A 15,491-nucleotide genomic window follows, 5' to 3' on the forward strand; every position below is an offset into this window, starting at 1 on the left:
CCAACGCCAGGCATTTGTCCTTCCAATTTCAAAGGCCCTGGTCTACACCGATTCCAAAGAGGGAAAGCTGCCGAAAAACGGCAGAACAAGAACAAGGGAAACGAATGTCGGCACTTTTGACAGCAAGCCGGTTGATCGATTCGATCAGTCGGATCATGGGTAAACTTTCCGAATATATGGTGCTGTTTTGCTGTCTGATCAGCGCCGGAAACGCCATCGTCCGCTACGCCTTCAACTACAGTTCGAACGGCTGGCTTGAGATCCAGTGGTATCTCTTCGCCTTCGTTGTCATGCTCGGTGCTTCGCATGCGCTGAACAATAACGAGCATGTCCGCGTTGACCTGATCTATGGCGCTGTCTCCGACAAGGCAAAGATCTGGATCGATGTCGTCGGCCTGATTCTGTTCCTCATCCCCGTCTGCATCTTTCTCACCTGGCTCTGCTGGCCCTTCTTCGCTCTTTCCTACCGGCAGGGGGAAATTTCGGGTAATGCCGGCGGGCTGATCCGCTGGCCCGTCAAGCTGATCCTCGTCGCCGGCTTCGCGTTGCTCTCTCTTCAGGGCATCTCGGAACTGATCAAGCGGATCGCTGCCCTCACCGGCCACATCAGCATCGACACCAAATACGAAAAGCCGCTGCAGTAGCGCTCCCGGGAGGAACGGATTTGTTTGATTTCGGCTACATTCCGCCGGCCATGTTCCTCGGCATGGTCATCTTCATGCTCTACGGCTTTCCGGTCGCCTTTTCGCTCGCTGCCGTCGGCTTGTTCTTCGGCATCATCGGCATCATCACTGGTCATTTCAGCGAAGCCTTTCTGCAAGCACTGCCTCTGCGCTTTTTCGGCATCGTCTCCAATGACCTTTTGCTGGCCATTCCCTTCTTCACCTTCATGGGAGCCGTATTGGAACGTTGCGGGCTTGCCGAGGATCTGCTCGAAGGCACGGGCAAGCTCTTCGGTGGCATTCCCGGTGGCCTCGCCTATGCTGTCATCCTCGTCGGCGCAGTGCTCGGCGCCATCACCGGCACGGTGGCGGCCTCGGTGATCACCATGGGGGTGATCTCGCTGCCGATCATGCTGCGCTACGGTTACAGCCCTCGCCTTGCCACCGGCGTCATCGCCGCCTCCGGCACCATTACACAGGTGATCCCGCCCTCGCTGGTGCTCGTCGTTCTCGCCGACCAACTCGGCCGATCGGTCGGCGACATGTATCTCGGCGCCATCGGCCCCTCGATCCTGCAGGTGGCGATCTTCGTCCTCTTCATTCTGGTGATGTCGATCGTCCGGCCGAAATCGATGCCGCCCCTGCCGAAGGAGATACGCGGCGACCTTGACTGGGCGCTGCTCGCCAAGGTGCTGATGGGCATGGTGCCCTCGATCGTGCTGATCTTCCTCGTGCTTGGCACGATCTTCATGGGACTTGCGACGCCGACGGAAGCCGGCGCCCTCGGTGTCGTCGGCGCCATGGCGCTCGCCGCCTTGCATCGCCGCCTCACCTGGCCGCTGATCCGCGAGGCGATGACGTCGACCACCCATATTACATCAATGGTCGTGATGATCCTGGTCGGCTCCACCTGTTTCAGCCTGGTCTTCCAGGGCATGGATGGTTCGCGCTGGATCGAGCACATGCTGTCCGGCATCCCCGGCGGCCCGGTCGGTTTCCTGATCTTCGTCAACATTTTCATCTTCGTGCTCGCTTTCTTTCTCGATTTCTTCGAGATTGCCTTCATCGTCATCCCGATGCTCGCCCCCGTCGCCTCCAGTCTCGGCATCGACCTGATCTGGTTCGGCGTGCTGATCTGCGTCAACATGCAGACCAGCTTCATGCACCCGCCGTTCGGCTTTGCGCTCTTCTACCTCCGCTCGATCGCCGGCAAGGAGGTCAAGACTTCGGATATTTACATGGGCGCCCTCCCGTGGGTCGGCATGCAGTTGATCCTGGTGGCGATCGTGATCTTCTGGCCGCAATCGGTCACCTATTGGCTGGACCGCAGCCCGAAGGTGGATCCGAGCTCCATCAAGATCGAAGTGCCGGGCTTCGGCGGTCAACTCGGCCTGCCGCCGGTGGGCGGCGGCAACGGCTCGCCTCAGATTCCAGGCCTCAGCCTGCCGCCGCTGAACGGCCTGCCCGGAGCGCCGGCGCCCGGCAAATAACACGGAAAAAGAAAACCCCCGGACCGAAATCCGGGGGTTTTGTCATCAGTGGCGATCAAGCGTCGACGAATGCCGTCGGCCAGAAGCTCAGAGCTTCCCGGCTCGCTGCTGGATCATCATGAACGTATCGAAGGTGTATTCCGAAAGCTGCATCCACAGATAGGCATCGCGCTTGAAGGCGGTCTGGTCCTCGTAAATCTTCTTGAAATACTGGTTGTTGGCCGAGATTTCACCGTAGATGCCCATCGCCGCCTGGAAGCTGGCTTCCATGATTTCCTGGCTGAACGGGCGCAACGTCGCACCCTCCGCAACGAGCTGTTTCAGCGCCGTCGGGTTCTTCATGTCGTATTTTGCCAGCATGTTGGTGTTGGCGAAGGCACAGGCATCGGTAAGCGCCGCCTGATAATGTTTCGGCAGGTTGCTCCACTTATCGAGGTTGAAGAACGCATGCACGGTCGGGCCGCCTTCCCACCAGCCCGGGTAATAATAGTATTTCGCTACCTTATGGAAGCCGAGCTTCAGGTCGTCATAGGGACCGACGAATTCCGCCGCGTCGATCGTACCCTTTTCGAGCGCCGGATAGATGTCGCCACCAGCGATCTGCTGCGGAATGACGCCGACCTTCTCCATGATGCGTCCGGCAAGGCCGGCAATGCGCATCTTGACACCCTTGAGATCGTCGAGAGTGTTGATTTCCTTGCGGAACCAGCCGCCCATCTGCGCCCCGGTGTTGCCCGCCGGCAAGGCATACATGCCCTGTGTGGCATAAAACTCGTTCATCAGCTTGTTGCCGTTGCCCTCATAGAACCAGGCATTGGTCAGGCGGCTGTTCAACCCAAAGGGAATGGCTGTTCCGAAGGCATAGGCCGGATCCTTGCCGACGAAATAATAGGAGGTGGTATGCGCTGCCTCGACCGTGCCGGCGGCGACCGCATCGACGGCCTGCAGGCCGGGAACGATTTCACCGGCTGCGAAAGGCTGGATCGTGAAATTGCCGTCGGTCGCAGCGGCGACATGTTTGGAGATGTCCTCGGCGCCGCCATAGATCGTGTCCAGGCTCTTCGGAAATGACGACGTCATGCGCCATGCGATCTTCGGATTCTCCTGCGCGATCGCAGGCGCTGCCAGTGCCGTTGCGGCAACCGCTCCGGCGCCGGCAGTTCCCGCCTTCTTGAAAAACGAACGACGATCCATCAAAAACCTCCCGTATAGATGGCACTGCGCGGCCAATCTTCACCCCTACCCGCAGCGAGGGCAGAGCTAAGCATGGCAGGGGCCGCGATTCAAGCTTTAGTCTATTAGCCTTTGGCATCAGGATAGCCAATAGGGCAGCGCGCAACGCGCCCATCAAAATCAGCAGCTTAGCGCGCGCCGGAGAGCCGCGGCGCCACTTGCGCCGCAATTTGTCCACCGGACATGAGGCAGGCGTTGACTTCACCGCCGTTCTGGCGGCAGAAACGACGAGCAGAAGATTTCACCGGGGCGAACATGACGAAACCGATTGTTGCCATTCCTGCCGATATCCGCAGCTTCGACGGCGCGACCTGGCATGCCGTTCAGCATCAATATCTGAGCGCCGCATTGAATGCGGCCGGCGTCATGGCCTTCATGATCCCCGCGTTCGAGGCAGGCTACGATAGTGACGCGATCCTCGACCGCGTCGATGGCTTGCTGGTATCAGGTTCGGCCAGCAATGTGCATCCCGCGCTTTACGGCGTCGAGGCGACTGACAGGGACGGCCCCTTTGATCCCGCCCGCGACGCCACCAGCCTGCCGCTCATCCGCCGCGCCATCGACCGCGCCATCCCGCTGCTCGCCATCTGCCGCGGCATTCAGGAACTCAACGTCGCTCTCGGCGGCTCGCTGGCAAGCGAGATCCATGAGCAGCCCGGCATCTGGGATCATCGCCGGCCGGAGGGTGTGGACCGTGATGGCATGTATGCCATCCGCCAGACTGTCCATATCAAGGAAGGCTCCTGCATCGCAGAGATTCTCGGCCCCGGCGATATCCGCGTGAATTCGCTGCATCGACAGGCGATCGCCAGAACCGCGCCGCGCCTGCAGGTGGAAGCCACCGCCGAAGATGGCACGGTAGAGGCCGTTTCTGTGATCGATGCCAGGGCCTTCGCCGTTGGCGTGCAATGGCATCCGGAATATTGGGCCGAAACCGACAAGGCGTCGAACCGGCTGTTTGCCGCCTTCGGCGACGCCGTCCGCAGCTACGCCGCCGGCAAACTGCCTGTGACGGCGCCGGAAATCGCCTAGAGCATCGGCCCGAGAATCGGAGCGATCTTCGGAAAGCACGAGTGGCTGCTTCAGGGTGCTGGAGCGTCCCTTGTTCGTCCGAAAGGACGCACGGCGCCTAGGCGGTTCAGATTTTCATAAGGCGCTCAACGTTAGTCTCGCCTAACCTTTTGCGGCGTCTCCGGCACCGGCGTCAGCGCAGTCCCCTTCTCGAACCAGGCGATGAGATTGTCGGCGACCAGATCAGCCATCGCCACGCGCGTGGGCACGGAGGCCGAGGCAACGTGCGGCAGCAGCACGGCATTGGCTGGTTCGAGCAGGCCGGACGGCACGGTCGGCTCATCGTAAAAGACGTCGAGGCCGGCCGCACCGAGCGCGCCTGATGCGAGGGCAGCGCTCAGCGCTTCTTCATCAACCGTCCAGCCGCGGCCGACATTGACGAGAACTCCGTTCGGCCCGAGAGCGGCCAGGATATCGGCATCGATCGTCTTATGCGTCTGCGGCGTCTTCGGAACGATGGCGATCAGGGTATCCACCGCCTCCGCCAATTCCTTCAACGTCGGGTAATAGTCGTAGGGCGCATCCGGGTGGCGCGAACGGGTGTGATAACTGATCTTCACCTTAAACGGCTCCAGCCGCTTGGCGATCTCAAGCCCGATACGGCCAAGGCCGTAAAGCCCGATATGACGGCCCTTGAGGGAGAAACGTGACAGCGGAAAAGCCGTGCCCAGCTTCCAGTTGCCCGCACGCAGCCAAGCTTCCGCCCGCGGCAACTCGCGGATCGTGTTCAAGAGCAGGCCGATCGCCGTATCTGCAACCTCGTCGTTCAGAACGTCTGGCGTATTGGTGACGACGATGCCCTTTTCGGCTGCACGCTTCACATCCATGCCGTCATAACCGACACCGAAACTGGCGATCACTTCGACACCAGGCAACTGGTCCATCCAGGCGCCGGGAAAAGCGCCGGAGACGGCGACGCCGCGGATGCGTCCAGCGGTGTCATTGTCGAGCGCGAGCCTTTCCTCGCGGGCGACAGCGATGATCTCAAAACGATCTTTCAGCCTTTCGAGAACACGCTCGTGTATCTTCCCAGGAACGAGAATGGCGATGCGGGACATGGCTTTTCCTCTTGGACGGGTCTGGTTCAGGCGCGGGGCCGATGGGGACTGGTCGATTGGCGGATTCGCATTTCCGGCTTGATGAGATGCATGCCGTCAGGTTCATGGCTGCCGGCAAGACGATCGAGAAGCGCGCGCGCAGCCAGGCGGCCGACCTCGGTCTGGCCGTTCCAGACGGTTGTCAGCGCCGGCGTGGCGATCGAGGCTTCCTCGAGATCGTCATAACCGGTGACGGAAATATCTCGGCCCGGCACAAGGCCGGCGCGGGCAATGCCGTTCATCAGGCCGATCGCGACGAGATCGTTCCAGCAGACGGCCGCCGTCGGCTTCTGCGGCAGGGAGAGAAAATGCACAGCCGCCTCGAAACCACCCTGCTTTGAGCGAGGCCCGGGAATGCGCAGGTTCGGGTCGACTTCGATGCCCGCCTTGCGCAGCGCATTGACGTAACCCTGGTAGCGGTCGCGGCCGGTGGATGTCTGGTCCGTACCGCCGATCATCGCAATCGAGCGATGTCCGAGGCCGATCAGATGGTTGGTGGCGAGCGAGATGCCATAGCTGTCGTCACCGCGATAGGTCGGCAGTTCCAGACCTTCCATCGAACGGGCAACGAGGATCGCCGGCATGCCGTTCTCTTCCGCCAACTGCAGATCTTCCGGCGGGGTGCCGATTGCCGGCGACATGATCACGCCATCGCCGCCGAGCTGCAGGAGCGTTTCTATGAAGGTGCGCTGCTTTTCGACATTATCGTAATGGTTGGAAAGAATGAAGGTGTGGCGGCTGCGATCGAGCTCGCTTTCGATCGCCTTCAGGATTTCGCCGTAGAATGGATTCATGATGTCATGCACGACGACGCCGATGATGCCCGAGCGTGAGGTGCGCAGGCTAGCGGCACGGCGATTGTAGATATAGCCAAGCGCGCGCGCCTGCTCCTTGATCTTCTCCCGCGTATTACCGGCCACCAGCGGACTGTCGCGCAAGGCGAGCGACACGGTCGCCGTTGAGATGCCGAGCGTCTCGGCGATTGTCGAAAGCTTGATCTTCTGGACCACGTGTCCTCCTCCAGGCAGCACGCAAGACAGCAAGGCCACGCCGGGAAACCGGCGCGGCCCTTAAAATGTTTAATTAAAAGATTTAACCGCAGCAGGCAATTCGTCTTTTCTGGGAAATTTCACTCGTCGTCCGGCTCTTCGATGGCATGCGCTTCGGCCTGCAGATTGGCGTCGATCGCCTTCAGGAGGCGAACGAGATTGCGGATTTCCTTTTCAGAAAATTCCTGCGTCGCCAGTCTGTCGCAGGCCGAGGCCGCCATCTCGATCGCCCGCACGCTGTCACGGCCGAGCGGAGTGAGATAGACCTTGGTCAGGCGCGCATCCTCGGCATCGGGTTTGCGCTCGAGAAAGCCCTGCGCCTCCATGCGGCCGATCGTCCGCGTCATGGTTGGCGCTTTCACTCCGAGCTTTTGCGCAAGACCGCCAGCTGTCATGCCGTCGGTCTCGGCCAGCGAGAGAATGACGCCGTCCTGGCCGGCATAGAGGCCGCTTTCGAACAGGTTGCGCGACAGCACCGTACGCATGGAACGAGCTGCCTGGGTCAGCGCCGGCGAGAGGTCGACAAGCGTATACTCCGTCTGGTCCTTCTTCTTGGACTTGCTCTTCTTGCCGTCCTTATGCTTCTTTCCCATAGCCATCCCTTTGATCTTTAAGCCCCGACGCCGCTGCGATATGACATTGCCCATGATCTCGTCATAAACAAGAGGCAACGACCGGATGATGACGTCTTCGCCCCGCTCCGAGGACAGCGGCTCGGTCCGCGCCCCTGGCGAGCGCCGCCCGATCGCGGTGCTGCCGCTTGGTGCCCATGAGCAGCACGGCCCTCACCTGCCTTTCGAAACCGACACGCTGATTGCCGAAGGCATCGCCGAACGATTGAAAATGGCCTTGCCCGTCGGACTGTCGGTCACCTTCCTGCCCACCGAATCGGTCGGCTACTCCATAGAACATATGGATGTTGAAGGAACGAAGACGCTCGCATTCGACGAAGCGGTCAACCGCTGGCTCGCCATTGCCGAAGGGCTGGCGAAGCAAGGCATCCGCAAACTCGTGATGCTGAACGCCCATGGTGGCAATTCGCCCCTCATGACTATTGTCGCGACCGAGGCGCGGATCCGCTTTGCCATGCTGGCTGTGGCGACGAGCTGGACCCGCTTCGGGCTGCCGGATGGCGTGATTGCACCAGAGGAAAAGGCGTTTGGCATCCATGGCGGCGATATCGAGACATCGGTCATGCTGGCTCTTCACCCCACCAAGGTAGACATGGCAAAGGCTGGGGATTTTCCTTCGCGGCAGACGGAATTCGCCACCCACTTCAAGCACCTGCGCGCCTACGGCCCGCATGCCTTCGGCTGGAAGATGTCGGATCTCAACAAACAAGGCGTGGCAGGCAATGCCGCCGCTGCGACGGCCGAAAAGGGAGAGGCGCTGATTGCTCACTCGGTAAAGGGGCTGGTGGAACTTCTGGAGGATGTCGATGCATTCGATCTCGGCGAGCTCCGTTGAAAAGCGATCATCTGCATCCGGCGGCGATGTGATCTTATAACATATAAAATCCTTTGAACTGCCGTGCCCATGCCATTATATGAGACCAACCGTTCAAGCGGCCGATCCAAAGCCGCTCGGCCGCACGCCTAATTTAGAGGTTCTCATGACCGACGCGATCTCCACCCAGAAGCCCATTCCCGTTACCGTGCTCACCGGTTATCTCGGCGCCGGCAAGACGACTTTGCTCAACCGCATCCTGTCGGAAAATCACGGCAAGAAATACGCGGTCATCGTCAACGAGTTCGGCGAAATCGGCATCGACAACGACCTCATCGTCGAGTCGGATGAAGAAATCTACGAGATGAACAATGGCTGCGTCTGTTGCACGGTGCGCGGCGACCTGATCCGCGTCGTCGAAGGCCTGATGCGCCGCCCCGGCCGCTTCGACGGCATCATTGTCGAAACAACGGGCCTTGCCGATCCGGTACCGGTCGCCCAGACCTTCTTCATGGACGACGACGTGCGCGCCAAGACCGAGCTCGATGCCGTGGTTGCTCTCGTCGACGCCAAGCACCTGCCGCTGCGCCTGAAGGACAGCCGCGAAGCCGAGGACCAGATCGCCTTCGCCGACGTCGTCGTCATCAACAAGAGCGACCTCGTGACCCCCGAAGAACTGGATGTGATCGAAGACATCGTCCGTGCCATCAACCCGGCCGCCCGTGTCTACAAGACCAGCCGCTCGGGCGTCGACCTCGCCCGCGTTCTCGATCAGGGCGCCTTCAACCTCGAGCGCGCGCTGGAAAACGATCCGCATTTCCTGGAACACGGCCATGACGACCACGTCTGCGGCCCGGATTGCGATCACCATCACCACGATCATGATCACGACCACCACCATCACGATCATGACCACGGCCATCACAACGGCGCCCATCACCATGGCGCGATGTCGGCTATCCACGATGTGACGGTACAGTCGGTGTCGCTACGCGGCGGCGAGATGAACCCCGAGCGCTTCTTCCCCTGGATCCAGAAGGTCACGCAGACGCAGGGGCCGAATATTCTGCGCCTCAAGGGCATCATTGCCTTCAAGGACGACCCGCAGCGTTACGTCGTCCAGGGTGTGCACATGATCATCGAAGGCGATCACCAGCGGCCATGGAAGGAAGGCGAGAAGCATGAAAGCCGTCTCGTGTTCATCGGCCGCGATCTCGACCGGGAAAAACTCGAGGCCTCCTTCAAGGCCTGTGAGGCAGCCGCCTGATGCCCACAGTTGCACCGCTTGATCTCGACGGCCACGTTCTGGCCGTCGAATTTTTAGGTGATGTTCCCTTCTTCGCCAGCGCCAACGGCACATTTCACCGGCTGGACGGCGGCGAGAGGGTTTCAGAAGCCCATCAGGGCATGCTCACCGCGATCCGCGATCCCTACAGCGACAGCCTGATCTCGGGCGGCGAAGACGGCAAGGTTCTGCGCATCGCCGCCGACGGCAGCGTCAGCGAACTTGCGACCGCGCCGCGCAAATGGATCTCGCAGGTCGCGGCCGGCCCGCAAGGAGCGGTTGCCTATTCCTATGGCAAGAGTTCGCTCGTCCGGCTTGCCGACGGCACCACTAAGGAATTCCCCGAGGAGCGCACCGTCGAAGGCCTCGCCTTCGCACCGAAAGGCCTGCGCATCGCCGCCGCCCGCTATAACGGCGTGTCGTTGCACTGGGTCGGCATGAGCGCCAAACCGGTCGATCTCGAATGGAAGGGCGCGCATACCGCCGTCACCTTCTCGCCCGATGGTAATTTCCTCGTCACCTCGATGCAGGAAAACGCGCTGCACGGCTGGAAGCTCGACAGCAAGCCCGGCGCCGAAGCCCGCCACATGCGCATGACCGGCTACCCCGCCAAGGTGAAATCCCTCTCCTGGTCGGTCAAAGGCAAATGGCTAGCCTCCTCGGGCGCACCGGCGGCAATCGTCTGGCCTTTCCAGGGCAAGGACGGCCCGATGGGCAAGGCGCCACTCGAACTCGGCACCCGCGCCAACATCATGGCGACCTCGGTGAAGTTCCATCCGCTGGAGGATATCCTCGCGATCGGCTTCATCGACGGCATGATCCTCGCCGTGCGCATCGCCGACAGCAAGGAAGCCCTCCTGCGCCGCCCCGGCAAGGGCGCGATCACAGCAATGAGTTGGAGCGCAAACGGCAAGCTGCTCGCTTTCGCCTCCGAAGCCGGCGATTGCGGCGTGGTCGATATCTCGGCTTAAGCCCCTGGCGGAACCTGAAACCGTCGCATATGGCGCCGACCATATGCAGGCGCCGGCTTAAACGGACTGGCTGGAAGATCGCATGCCAAATACCGGACTTGTCGATCTTGGCTGGACGACACATGAAAATCCGCGCAGCTAATGCCTGGCCGTGACTGACAGAGGAAACGCAATGCCGATATCGACCGGCCTCGGCTTGGCCGAGCAACAGCCGCAGCCCCTGGGCGACGCATCCATCTGGGCGGTGATCCGCGCCGAGGCGGGCGAGCTTGCAGCGCGCGAGCCGATATTGCGGCGACTGCTTGCCGAGCAGGTGACGAGCCCCGCCGGCAACCATGAGATCCTGGCTCAGGTGCTGGCGGCGCGGCTATCGGTGGCGAAAGTTGAAACCGGCGATCTGTTCGACCTCATCCTGTCGACGCTTGATGACGATATCATCCGGAAAGTCGAGGCAGATCTCGCTGCCGTTCGCAAACGCGATCCGGCCTGCACGACATTTCTGCATGCGCTCTTGAACCTCAAGGGTTTTCATGCGCTGCAGACACACCGCATCGCCCACGTGCTCTGGAATACCGGCCGCCCGGAGATTGCCGCCTGGCTCGCCAATCTGGCCTCGCTGGTCTTCGGCCCGGACATTCATCCGGCTGCACGGATAGGCGCTTCCATCATGCTCGACCATGGCTCGGGCATCGTGATCGGCGAAACGGCGGTGATCGAAGACGAAGTATCGATCCTCCAGAATGTCACGCTTGGCGGAACTGGCAAGGAGACGGGGGACCGCCATCCGAAGATTCGCCACGGCGTCATGATCGGCGCAGGCGCCAAGATTCTCGGCAATATCGAAATCGGCGCCTTCAGCAAAATCGCGGCCGGCAGCGTCGTACTGAAGCCGGTTCCCGAACATTGCACTGTTGCCGGCGTCCCGGCCGCGATCGTGCGGATCCACCGCGCCGATGAAATCCCGGCCGAGACCATGGACCAGAATATCTAGGCCCTACAGGGACGCACCCATGCGCTATCCGGCCTGCTGGTTTTGCCGGGAAGCTTCAACGCGATTTCGGCCTTCGCGCTTCGAGCGATCGAGCGCTTCATCGGCCTTGTGCATGAGCCGCTCGAAACCCTCTGCGTTTTCACGGGTAGCAACGCCGATGCTCAACGTCGGAAAGACGGCGAGATCCGGCCGCTGCAAGACGGCGGCGGCGAAAGCGAGGCGGATCTGCTAGGCAATCGCCACCGCATCTTCCTGGGCGATGTTTTTCAGCACCGCCAGGAACTCGTCTCCACCTTGCCGCGCGAGCAGTTCGTTGGAGCGCATGATGCTCCTCGAAACGCGGGCGAAAAGCCGCAGGATCTCGTCGCCGGCGGCGTGGCCGTGCCTGTCGTTCAACTGCTCGAAATGGTCGATATCGAGATCAGCAGGGATATCGGAGAACGCGAGCACGGGCACGTGCTGGGCAAGGCCGCCACGATTGAGCGCGCCGGTCAGCGGATCGTGGTGGGCGAGGTTCTGGCCGCGGAACCTACAGCAAGCATTTTGCGGTTTGATCGGAGCCTTCGTTGAAAATCGAACAATCGGTGGTTTTCCTACAGCCGCAGTAATCAAGCAGATCGCACCGTGCCGATGATGTCAGCCAACAGACCGTGCAGCAAATCCCGGTAGCCGTTTCGCGCCGAGGGGCCGCTCTCTTCCGACGTCATGACGACGGTCAGATCGAGCGACGGGACGATGTAGAGCATCTGCCCGCCATAGCCCCAGGCGAAATGCACCTGCTCGCCGCCGATTACACGCGTGAACCAGCCATAGCCGTATTCGTCGCCGGAGAAACGCGAATTGGTACGGTGCTGCCAGGATTGCGCGATCCAGTCGGCAGGCACCACCTGCTCCCCCTTGGCTGTGCGCCCACCATTGCGATAAAGCTCGCCGAAGGCAAGTAGGGACCGAGCGCTCATCGCCATCTGGTTGCCGCCGATGTAGATGCCCTGCGGGTCGCGCTCCCATGCGCCAATGCGGAAACCCTCGACAGGGCCGAGCCATTCGCGGGCAAGCGCCAGGGTCGAGCGGCCACTGACCTTGGTCAGAATGGCCGAAAGCAGATGCGTCGATGCGGTGGAATAGAGCATCTCGCCGCCGGGCTGATCGATGAAAGGCTGTGAGAGAGCAAAGCGCACCCAGTTGCGCGAGGAAACCCAGCGGCCGTAGTTCGGCCCCGACATGCGGTCGAGTCCCGCCTGCATGGAGAGAAGATTGCCGATGGTGATGTCGTTGAGGCGCGGGTCTGGCGATGAGGGAAGATCGGCTTTCAGGATCGGCGCGATCTTCTGGTCCGGACCATCAAGCAGTCCTTTGCTGATCGCGATACCGACAAGCGCCGAAATGATCGATTTCGAAGCAGACTTGATATTGGTCGATTCCGACGGCGAATGACTGCGGAAGCCGCGTTCGGTGAGCACGCGTCCGTCGCGAGCGACGATCACAGTCTTCAGCGGCCGCAGCGCCGGATCGCTCGCCGCTTGGTCGAGACGCGGACCAAGCCCGGCGGCGGACGCCGTGCTCTGAGCGGCCGTCGGATCTGTTGCGGCAAATGTCAGGCAGAAGAAGAGGAGAAGGAAAAGAATACGGATCATGTGACGCATGATAGGATATCGCGGCAACATATTCGCGTGCCCACAGCACTTCTCACGCGATCGTGTCTGCTGGTGAACCGGTTACCCGTGTCTCTCTGTCTCGGCATAAAAAACAATCCGCGCCGCAGCCACGGCAGGCCCGCCTGCCTGCATGATCAGCGGCGCGGATATTACCGGCGGGGAACGTTCCCTATCACTACCTGGTGGGCGCGCAGCTCAGGCTGCGCGGCGAACCGGCGCGCTGGCCAGCATGCGTCCCGAGGGAACGATCATGCCGGCCGCGCCGTCAAGCCAGCCTTCCGTGAGCTCAAGCGCGAGAAAGCGCGAGCGCTCGAACGGACCTGGCATGACAAGATGGCGAGCCTTTTCGGCGAAAAAGCCGAAACGCTCATAATAGGCGGCATCGCCGACGAGCAGGACGGCGCCATGCCCGCGGTTCTTCGCCTCGAGGATCGCCGCGCGCATCAGGGCCGAGCCGATGCCTTTGCCGCCATGACGGGAATCGACGGCCAGCGGGCCGAGCAGCAGCGCGTTGATCGGCGTGCCATCGGCGTTGACGCCGGCCTCGACGTTCCAGAGCCGCACCGTGCCGATCAGGCGACCGTCGCGATCACGCGCGACCAGTGCAAGTCCTTCGGCCGGAATGCGGTTGCGGCGGATCTTCTCCGACGACTTCTTGTGGCGGTCGGGGCCCATGACGCGGTCGAGCAGGTTTTCACGCGCGACAACATCCGACGGGTTTTCGGCGTCGATGGTGAAAATGGACGGCGCAAAGAATGCGCGGACAGAATCAAGAACAGCGGCCATTGTGGGCCTCCCGCACTCAAAACCGATTCAGACGGTGACTTCGGTGAATTGTGGATTTGCCGCCCCGGCTGGTTGCGGAGCTGGCAGAAACAAGACCTTAGATGACGTAAGCCTTCAGCGGCTCGAAGCCGTTGAAAGCAACCGCCGAGTAGGTCGTCGTATAGGCACCGGTGCCTTCGATCAGAACCTCGTCGCCAATCGTCAGAGACAGCGGCAGCGGATAGAGGTTCTTTTCATACAGCACGTCGGCCGAGTCGCAGGTCGGGCCGGCGATCACGCAAGGTTCCATCTCGTCGCCGTCGCGCTCCGTGCGGATCGGGTAACGGATGGCCTCGTCCATGGTTTCGGCGAGACCGCCGAACTTGCCGATGTCGAGGAAGACCCAGCGGGCGTCGTCATTGTCCGACTTCTTGGAGATCAGCACGACTTCCGCCTTGATGACACCGGCATTGCCGACCATGCCGCGACCCGGCTCGATGATCGTCTGCGGGATCTGGTTGCCGAAATGGGTGCGAAGCGCCTGGTAGATCGACTTGCCGTAAGCTTCCGCGGACGGAACGTCGCGCAGATACTTGGTCGGGAAGCCGCCGCCCATGTTGACCATCTGCAGGTGGATGCCCTGCTTGGCAAGCTGGACGAAGACGCGCTTGGCATCGGCAAGAGCCGAATCCCAAGCATCGACCTTGGTCATCTGCGAGCCGACATGGAACGAGACGCCGTAGGACTGCAGGCCGAGCTGATGGGCATAGACGAGAACGTCGACCGCCATCTGCGGAACGCAGCCGAACTTGCGCGACAGCGGCCACTCGGCACCTTCGCCATCGGTGAGCACGCGGCAGAAGACACGGGCGCCGGGAGCGGCGCGCGAGATCTTCTCGACTTCCTCGTGGCTGTCGACCGCAAAGAGGCTGACGCCGAGCGCATGAGCGCGGGCGACATCACGTTCCTTCTTGATCGTGTTGCCATAGGAGATGCGGGCAGCGGTCGCACCGGCTTCCAGCGCCATTTCGATTTCGGCAACGGATGCGCAATCGAAATTGGAGCCGAGCCCTGCGAGCAGCTTCAGCACTTCCGGAGCCGGGTTAGCCTTGACGGCATAGTAGATGGCGCTGTCCGGCATGGCGTGACGGAAGGCGTGGAAATTGTCGCGAACGACATCGAGGTCAACCACGAGGCAGGGACCGTCGGGACGTCGGGTTGCGAGAAAGTCGCGGATGCGCTGGGTGGTCATAGTCGTTCCCTCTTCCAGTTCCAGAGCTCCGGCATGAACCGGAGGACAAAGGGCATACGAGAACTCGCATTGGAACCAGCCGGTGGAGACCCCGGAACCATAGCAAGCGCTCGATGCGCGGATAGTGAACCAACGCCGCGGACGCGGTGTAAGTTCGGCTTTGTCTGCCATGGATTGGAGGGAGAGTCCCAACCGCACTTCCGGCAATGATGGTGTGCCTCTTCAGTAACCCCCGCTGATGGAAAGCAGGGAGAGAACAAAAAGGCCCGCACCGTCGTTGCTTCAGGCGTCCTCGCATTTTCCGGTTGGCCGGAATAGCGACTGGAGGGGTTAATTCCAGGTACCTTACCGATTTCCTCACCAATTCGAGGGTTCGGCGGACACCCATGGGCACGTGCGACTTTGGGCTGATTGGGAAATAAGAATATTCGCCTTCATAATCAAGCGAATTTTTGATCCTCTGGGCAAAAAAATATTTGAACAGCGCTGGCCAATTTGTTCAACGTTCCAAAACAGTTTTAGGG

General features: G+C 61.1%; 15 protein-coding genes and 1 pseudogene. 7 read left to right on the forward strand and 9 right to left on the reverse strand.

Annotation, left to right across the window (positions count from 1 at the left end):
• Window positions 1-104: 104 nt before the first annotated feature.
• On the forward strand, window positions 105-644 hold the full coding sequence (locus FFR93_RS23210) for a TRAP transporter small permease subunit (RefSeq protein WP_138394925.1): 540 nt from the start codon (window positions 105-107) through the stop codon (window positions 642-644).
• 20 nt (window positions 645-664) lie between these two features.
• Window positions 665-2,152, forward strand: coding sequence for a TRAP transporter large permease subunit (locus FFR93_RS23215; RefSeq protein ID WP_138394926.1), 1,488 nt, complete (start codon window positions 665-667; stop codon window positions 2,150-2,152).
• Between the two features lie 87 nt (window positions 2,153-2,239).
• Here the strand turns inward: FFR93_RS23215 and FFR93_RS23220 are convergent, their stop codons facing one another.
• Together FFR93_RS23220 and FFR93_RS41000 are read right to left on the reverse strand one after the other, a co-directional pair.
• Window positions 2,240-3,346 (reverse strand): TRAP transporter substrate-binding protein, encoded by a 1,107-nt coding sequence (locus FFR93_RS23220; RefSeq protein WP_064712207.1) that lies wholly within the window; start codon window positions 3,344-3,346, stop codon window positions 2,240-2,242.
• A gap of 167 nt (window positions 3,347-3,513) precedes the next feature.
• Entirely contained in the window at window positions 3,514-3,663 is a 150-nt protein-coding gene (locus FFR93_RS41000) for a hypothetical protein (RefSeq protein WP_171049244.1), read from the reverse strand.
• On the opposite strand from FFR93_RS41000, the gene FFR93_RS23225 reads away from it, so the two are divergent.
• Complete coding sequence (locus FFR93_RS23225) at window positions 3,641-4,417, forward strand: gamma-glutamyl-gamma-aminobutyrate hydrolase family protein (protein ID WP_138394927.1); 777 nt, start codon at window positions 3,641-3,643, stop codon at window positions 4,415-4,417. The genes FFR93_RS41000 and FFR93_RS23225 overlap by 23 nt on opposite strands.
• Window positions 4,418-4,548: 131 nt before the next feature.
• Here the strand turns inward: FFR93_RS23225 and FFR93_RS23230 are convergent, their stop codons facing one another.
• From FFR93_RS23230 to FFR93_RS23240, 3 genes are all read right to left on the reverse strand, one after another.
• Entirely contained in the window at window positions 4,549-5,514 is a 966-nt protein-coding gene (locus FFR93_RS23230; RefSeq protein WP_138394928.1) for a 2-hydroxyacid dehydrogenase, read from the reverse strand.
• 26 nt (window positions 5,515-5,540) lie between these two features.
• Window positions 5,541-6,563: a LacI family DNA-binding transcriptional regulator gene (locus tag FFR93_RS23235; protein WP_064708677.1), complete on the reverse strand. Its 1,023-nt coding sequence runs from the start codon at window positions 6,561-6,563 to the stop codon at window positions 5,541-5,543.
• Window positions 6,564-6,682: 119 nt separating this feature from the next.
• Window positions 6,683-7,195 carry a MarR family winged helix-turn-helix transcriptional regulator gene (locus tag FFR93_RS23240; RefSeq protein ID WP_138394929.1) on the reverse strand — a complete coding sequence of 171 codons (513 nt, stop codon included), beginning with the start codon at window positions 7,193-7,195 and terminating at the stop codon, window positions 6,683-6,685.
• Window positions 7,196-7,280: 85 nt separating this feature from the next.
• On the opposite strand from FFR93_RS23240, the gene FFR93_RS23245 reads away from it, so the two are divergent.
• From FFR93_RS23245 to cysE, 4 genes are all read left to right on the forward strand, one after another.
• Entirely contained in the window at window positions 7,281-8,069 is a 789-nt protein-coding gene (locus FFR93_RS23245; RefSeq protein WP_138394930.1) for a creatininase family protein, read from the forward strand.
• A 145-nt stretch (window positions 8,070-8,214) separates the two neighbouring features.
• Window positions 8,215-9,315 carry a GTP-binding protein gene (locus tag FFR93_RS23250; protein ID WP_064708674.1) on the forward strand — a complete coding sequence of 367 codons (1,101 nt, stop codon included), beginning with the start codon at window positions 8,215-8,217 and terminating at the stop codon, window positions 9,313-9,315.
• Window positions 9,315-10,304, forward strand: coding sequence for a WD40 repeat domain-containing protein (locus FFR93_RS23255; RefSeq protein ID WP_064712211.1), 990 nt, complete (start codon window positions 9,315-9,317; stop codon window positions 10,302-10,304). The genes FFR93_RS23250 and FFR93_RS23255 overlap by 1 nt, the downstream gene beginning before the upstream one ends.
• A 172-nt stretch (window positions 10,305-10,476) precedes the next feature.
• The gene (gene cysE, locus FFR93_RS23260; RefSeq protein WP_138394931.1) at window positions 10,477-11,295 is read left to right on the forward strand and encodes a serine O-acetyltransferase; all 819 of its coding nucleotides are present in this window, start codon (window positions 10,477-10,479) and stop codon (window positions 11,293-11,295) included.
• Between the two features lie 24 nt (window positions 11,296-11,319).
• On the opposite strand, the pseudogene FFR93_RS23265 reads toward cysE, so the two are convergent.
• The 4 genes and pseudogenes from FFR93_RS23265 to odc2 form a co-directional block, all read right to left on the reverse strand.
• Window positions 11,320-11,808: pseudogene (locus FFR93_RS23265) on the reverse strand (GGDEF domain-containing protein); the annotation flags it as partial.
• Between the two features lie 95 nt (window positions 11,809-11,903).
• Complete coding sequence (locus FFR93_RS23270) at window positions 11,904-12,929, reverse strand: serine hydrolase (protein ID WP_138395001.1); 1,026 nt, start codon at window positions 12,927-12,929, stop codon at window positions 11,904-11,906.
• Window positions 12,930-13,145: 216 nt separating this feature from the next.
• The gene (locus FFR93_RS23275) at window positions 13,146-13,736 is read right to left on the reverse strand and encodes an N-acetyltransferase (RefSeq protein ID WP_064712213.1); all 591 of its coding nucleotides are present in this window, start codon (window positions 13,734-13,736) and stop codon (window positions 13,146-13,148) included.
• Window positions 13,737-13,833: 97 nt separating this feature from the next.
• Window positions 13,834-14,967, reverse strand: a complete 1,134-nt coding sequence (odc2, locus tag FFR93_RS23280; protein ID WP_064712214.1) for an ornithine/lysine decarboxylase — start codon at window positions 14,965-14,967, stop codon at window positions 13,834-13,836.
• Between the last annotated feature and the right edge of the window lie 524 nt (window positions 14,968-15,491).

The sequence above is a fragment of the Rhizobium sp. MHM7A genome, from assembly GCF_005862215.1.
In the GTDB taxonomy this organism is placed as follows: Bacteria; Pseudomonadota; Alphaproteobacteria; order Rhizobiales; family Rhizobiaceae; genus Rhizobium; species Rhizobium bangladeshense.

Excerpts from the sequence above, each read along its gene's own strand:
- FFR93_RS23210 (WP_138394925.1), top strand. The coding sequence starts at position 105 with ATGTCGGCACTTTTGACAGCAAGCCGGTTGATCGATTCGATCAGTCGG.
- FFR93_RS23220 (WP_064712207.1), bottom strand. The coding sequence starts at position 3,346 with ATGGATCGTCGTTCGTTTTTCAAGAAGGCGGGAACTGCCGGCGCCGGA.
- FFR93_RS23225 (WP_138394927.1), top strand. The coding sequence starts at position 3,641 with ATGACGAAACCGATTGTTGCCATTCCTGCCGATATCCGCAGCTTCGAC.
- FFR93_RS41000 (WP_171049244.1), bottom strand. The coding sequence starts at position 3,663 with ATGGCAACAATCGGTTTCGTCATGTTCGCCCCGGTGAAATCTTCTGCT.
- FFR93_RS23230 (WP_138394928.1), bottom strand. The coding sequence starts at position 5,514 with ATGTCCCGCATCGCCATTCTCGTTCCTGGGAAGATACACGAGCGTGTT.
- FFR93_RS23240 (WP_138394929.1), bottom strand. The coding sequence starts at position 7,195 with ATGGGAAAGAAGCATAAGGACGGCAAGAAGAGCAAGTCCAAGAAGAAG.
- FFR93_RS23245 (WP_138394930.1), top strand. The coding sequence starts at position 7,281 with ATGATGACGTCTTCGCCCCGCTCCGAGGACAGCGGCTCGGTCCGCGCC.
- FFR93_RS23250 (WP_064708674.1), top strand. The coding sequence starts at position 8,215 with ATGACCGACGCGATCTCCACCCAGAAGCCCATTCCCGTTACCGTGCTC.
- FFR93_RS23255 (WP_064712211.1), top strand. The coding sequence starts at position 9,315 with ATGCCCACAGTTGCACCGCTTGATCTCGACGGCCACGTTCTGGCCGTC.
- cysE (WP_138394931.1), top strand. The coding sequence starts at position 10,477 with ATGCCGATATCGACCGGCCTCGGCTTGGCCGAGCAACAGCCGCAGCCC.
- FFR93_RS23270 (WP_138395001.1), bottom strand. The coding sequence starts at position 12,929 with ATGATCCGTATTCTTTTCCTTCTCCTCTTCTTCTGCCTGACATTTGCC.
- FFR93_RS23275 (WP_064712213.1), bottom strand. The coding sequence starts at position 13,736 with ATGGCCGCTGTTCTTGATTCTGTCCGCGCATTCTTTGCGCCGTCCATT.
- odc2 (WP_064712214.1), bottom strand. The coding sequence starts at position 14,967 with ATGACCACCCAGCGCATCCGCGACTTTCTCGCAACCCGACGTCCCGAC.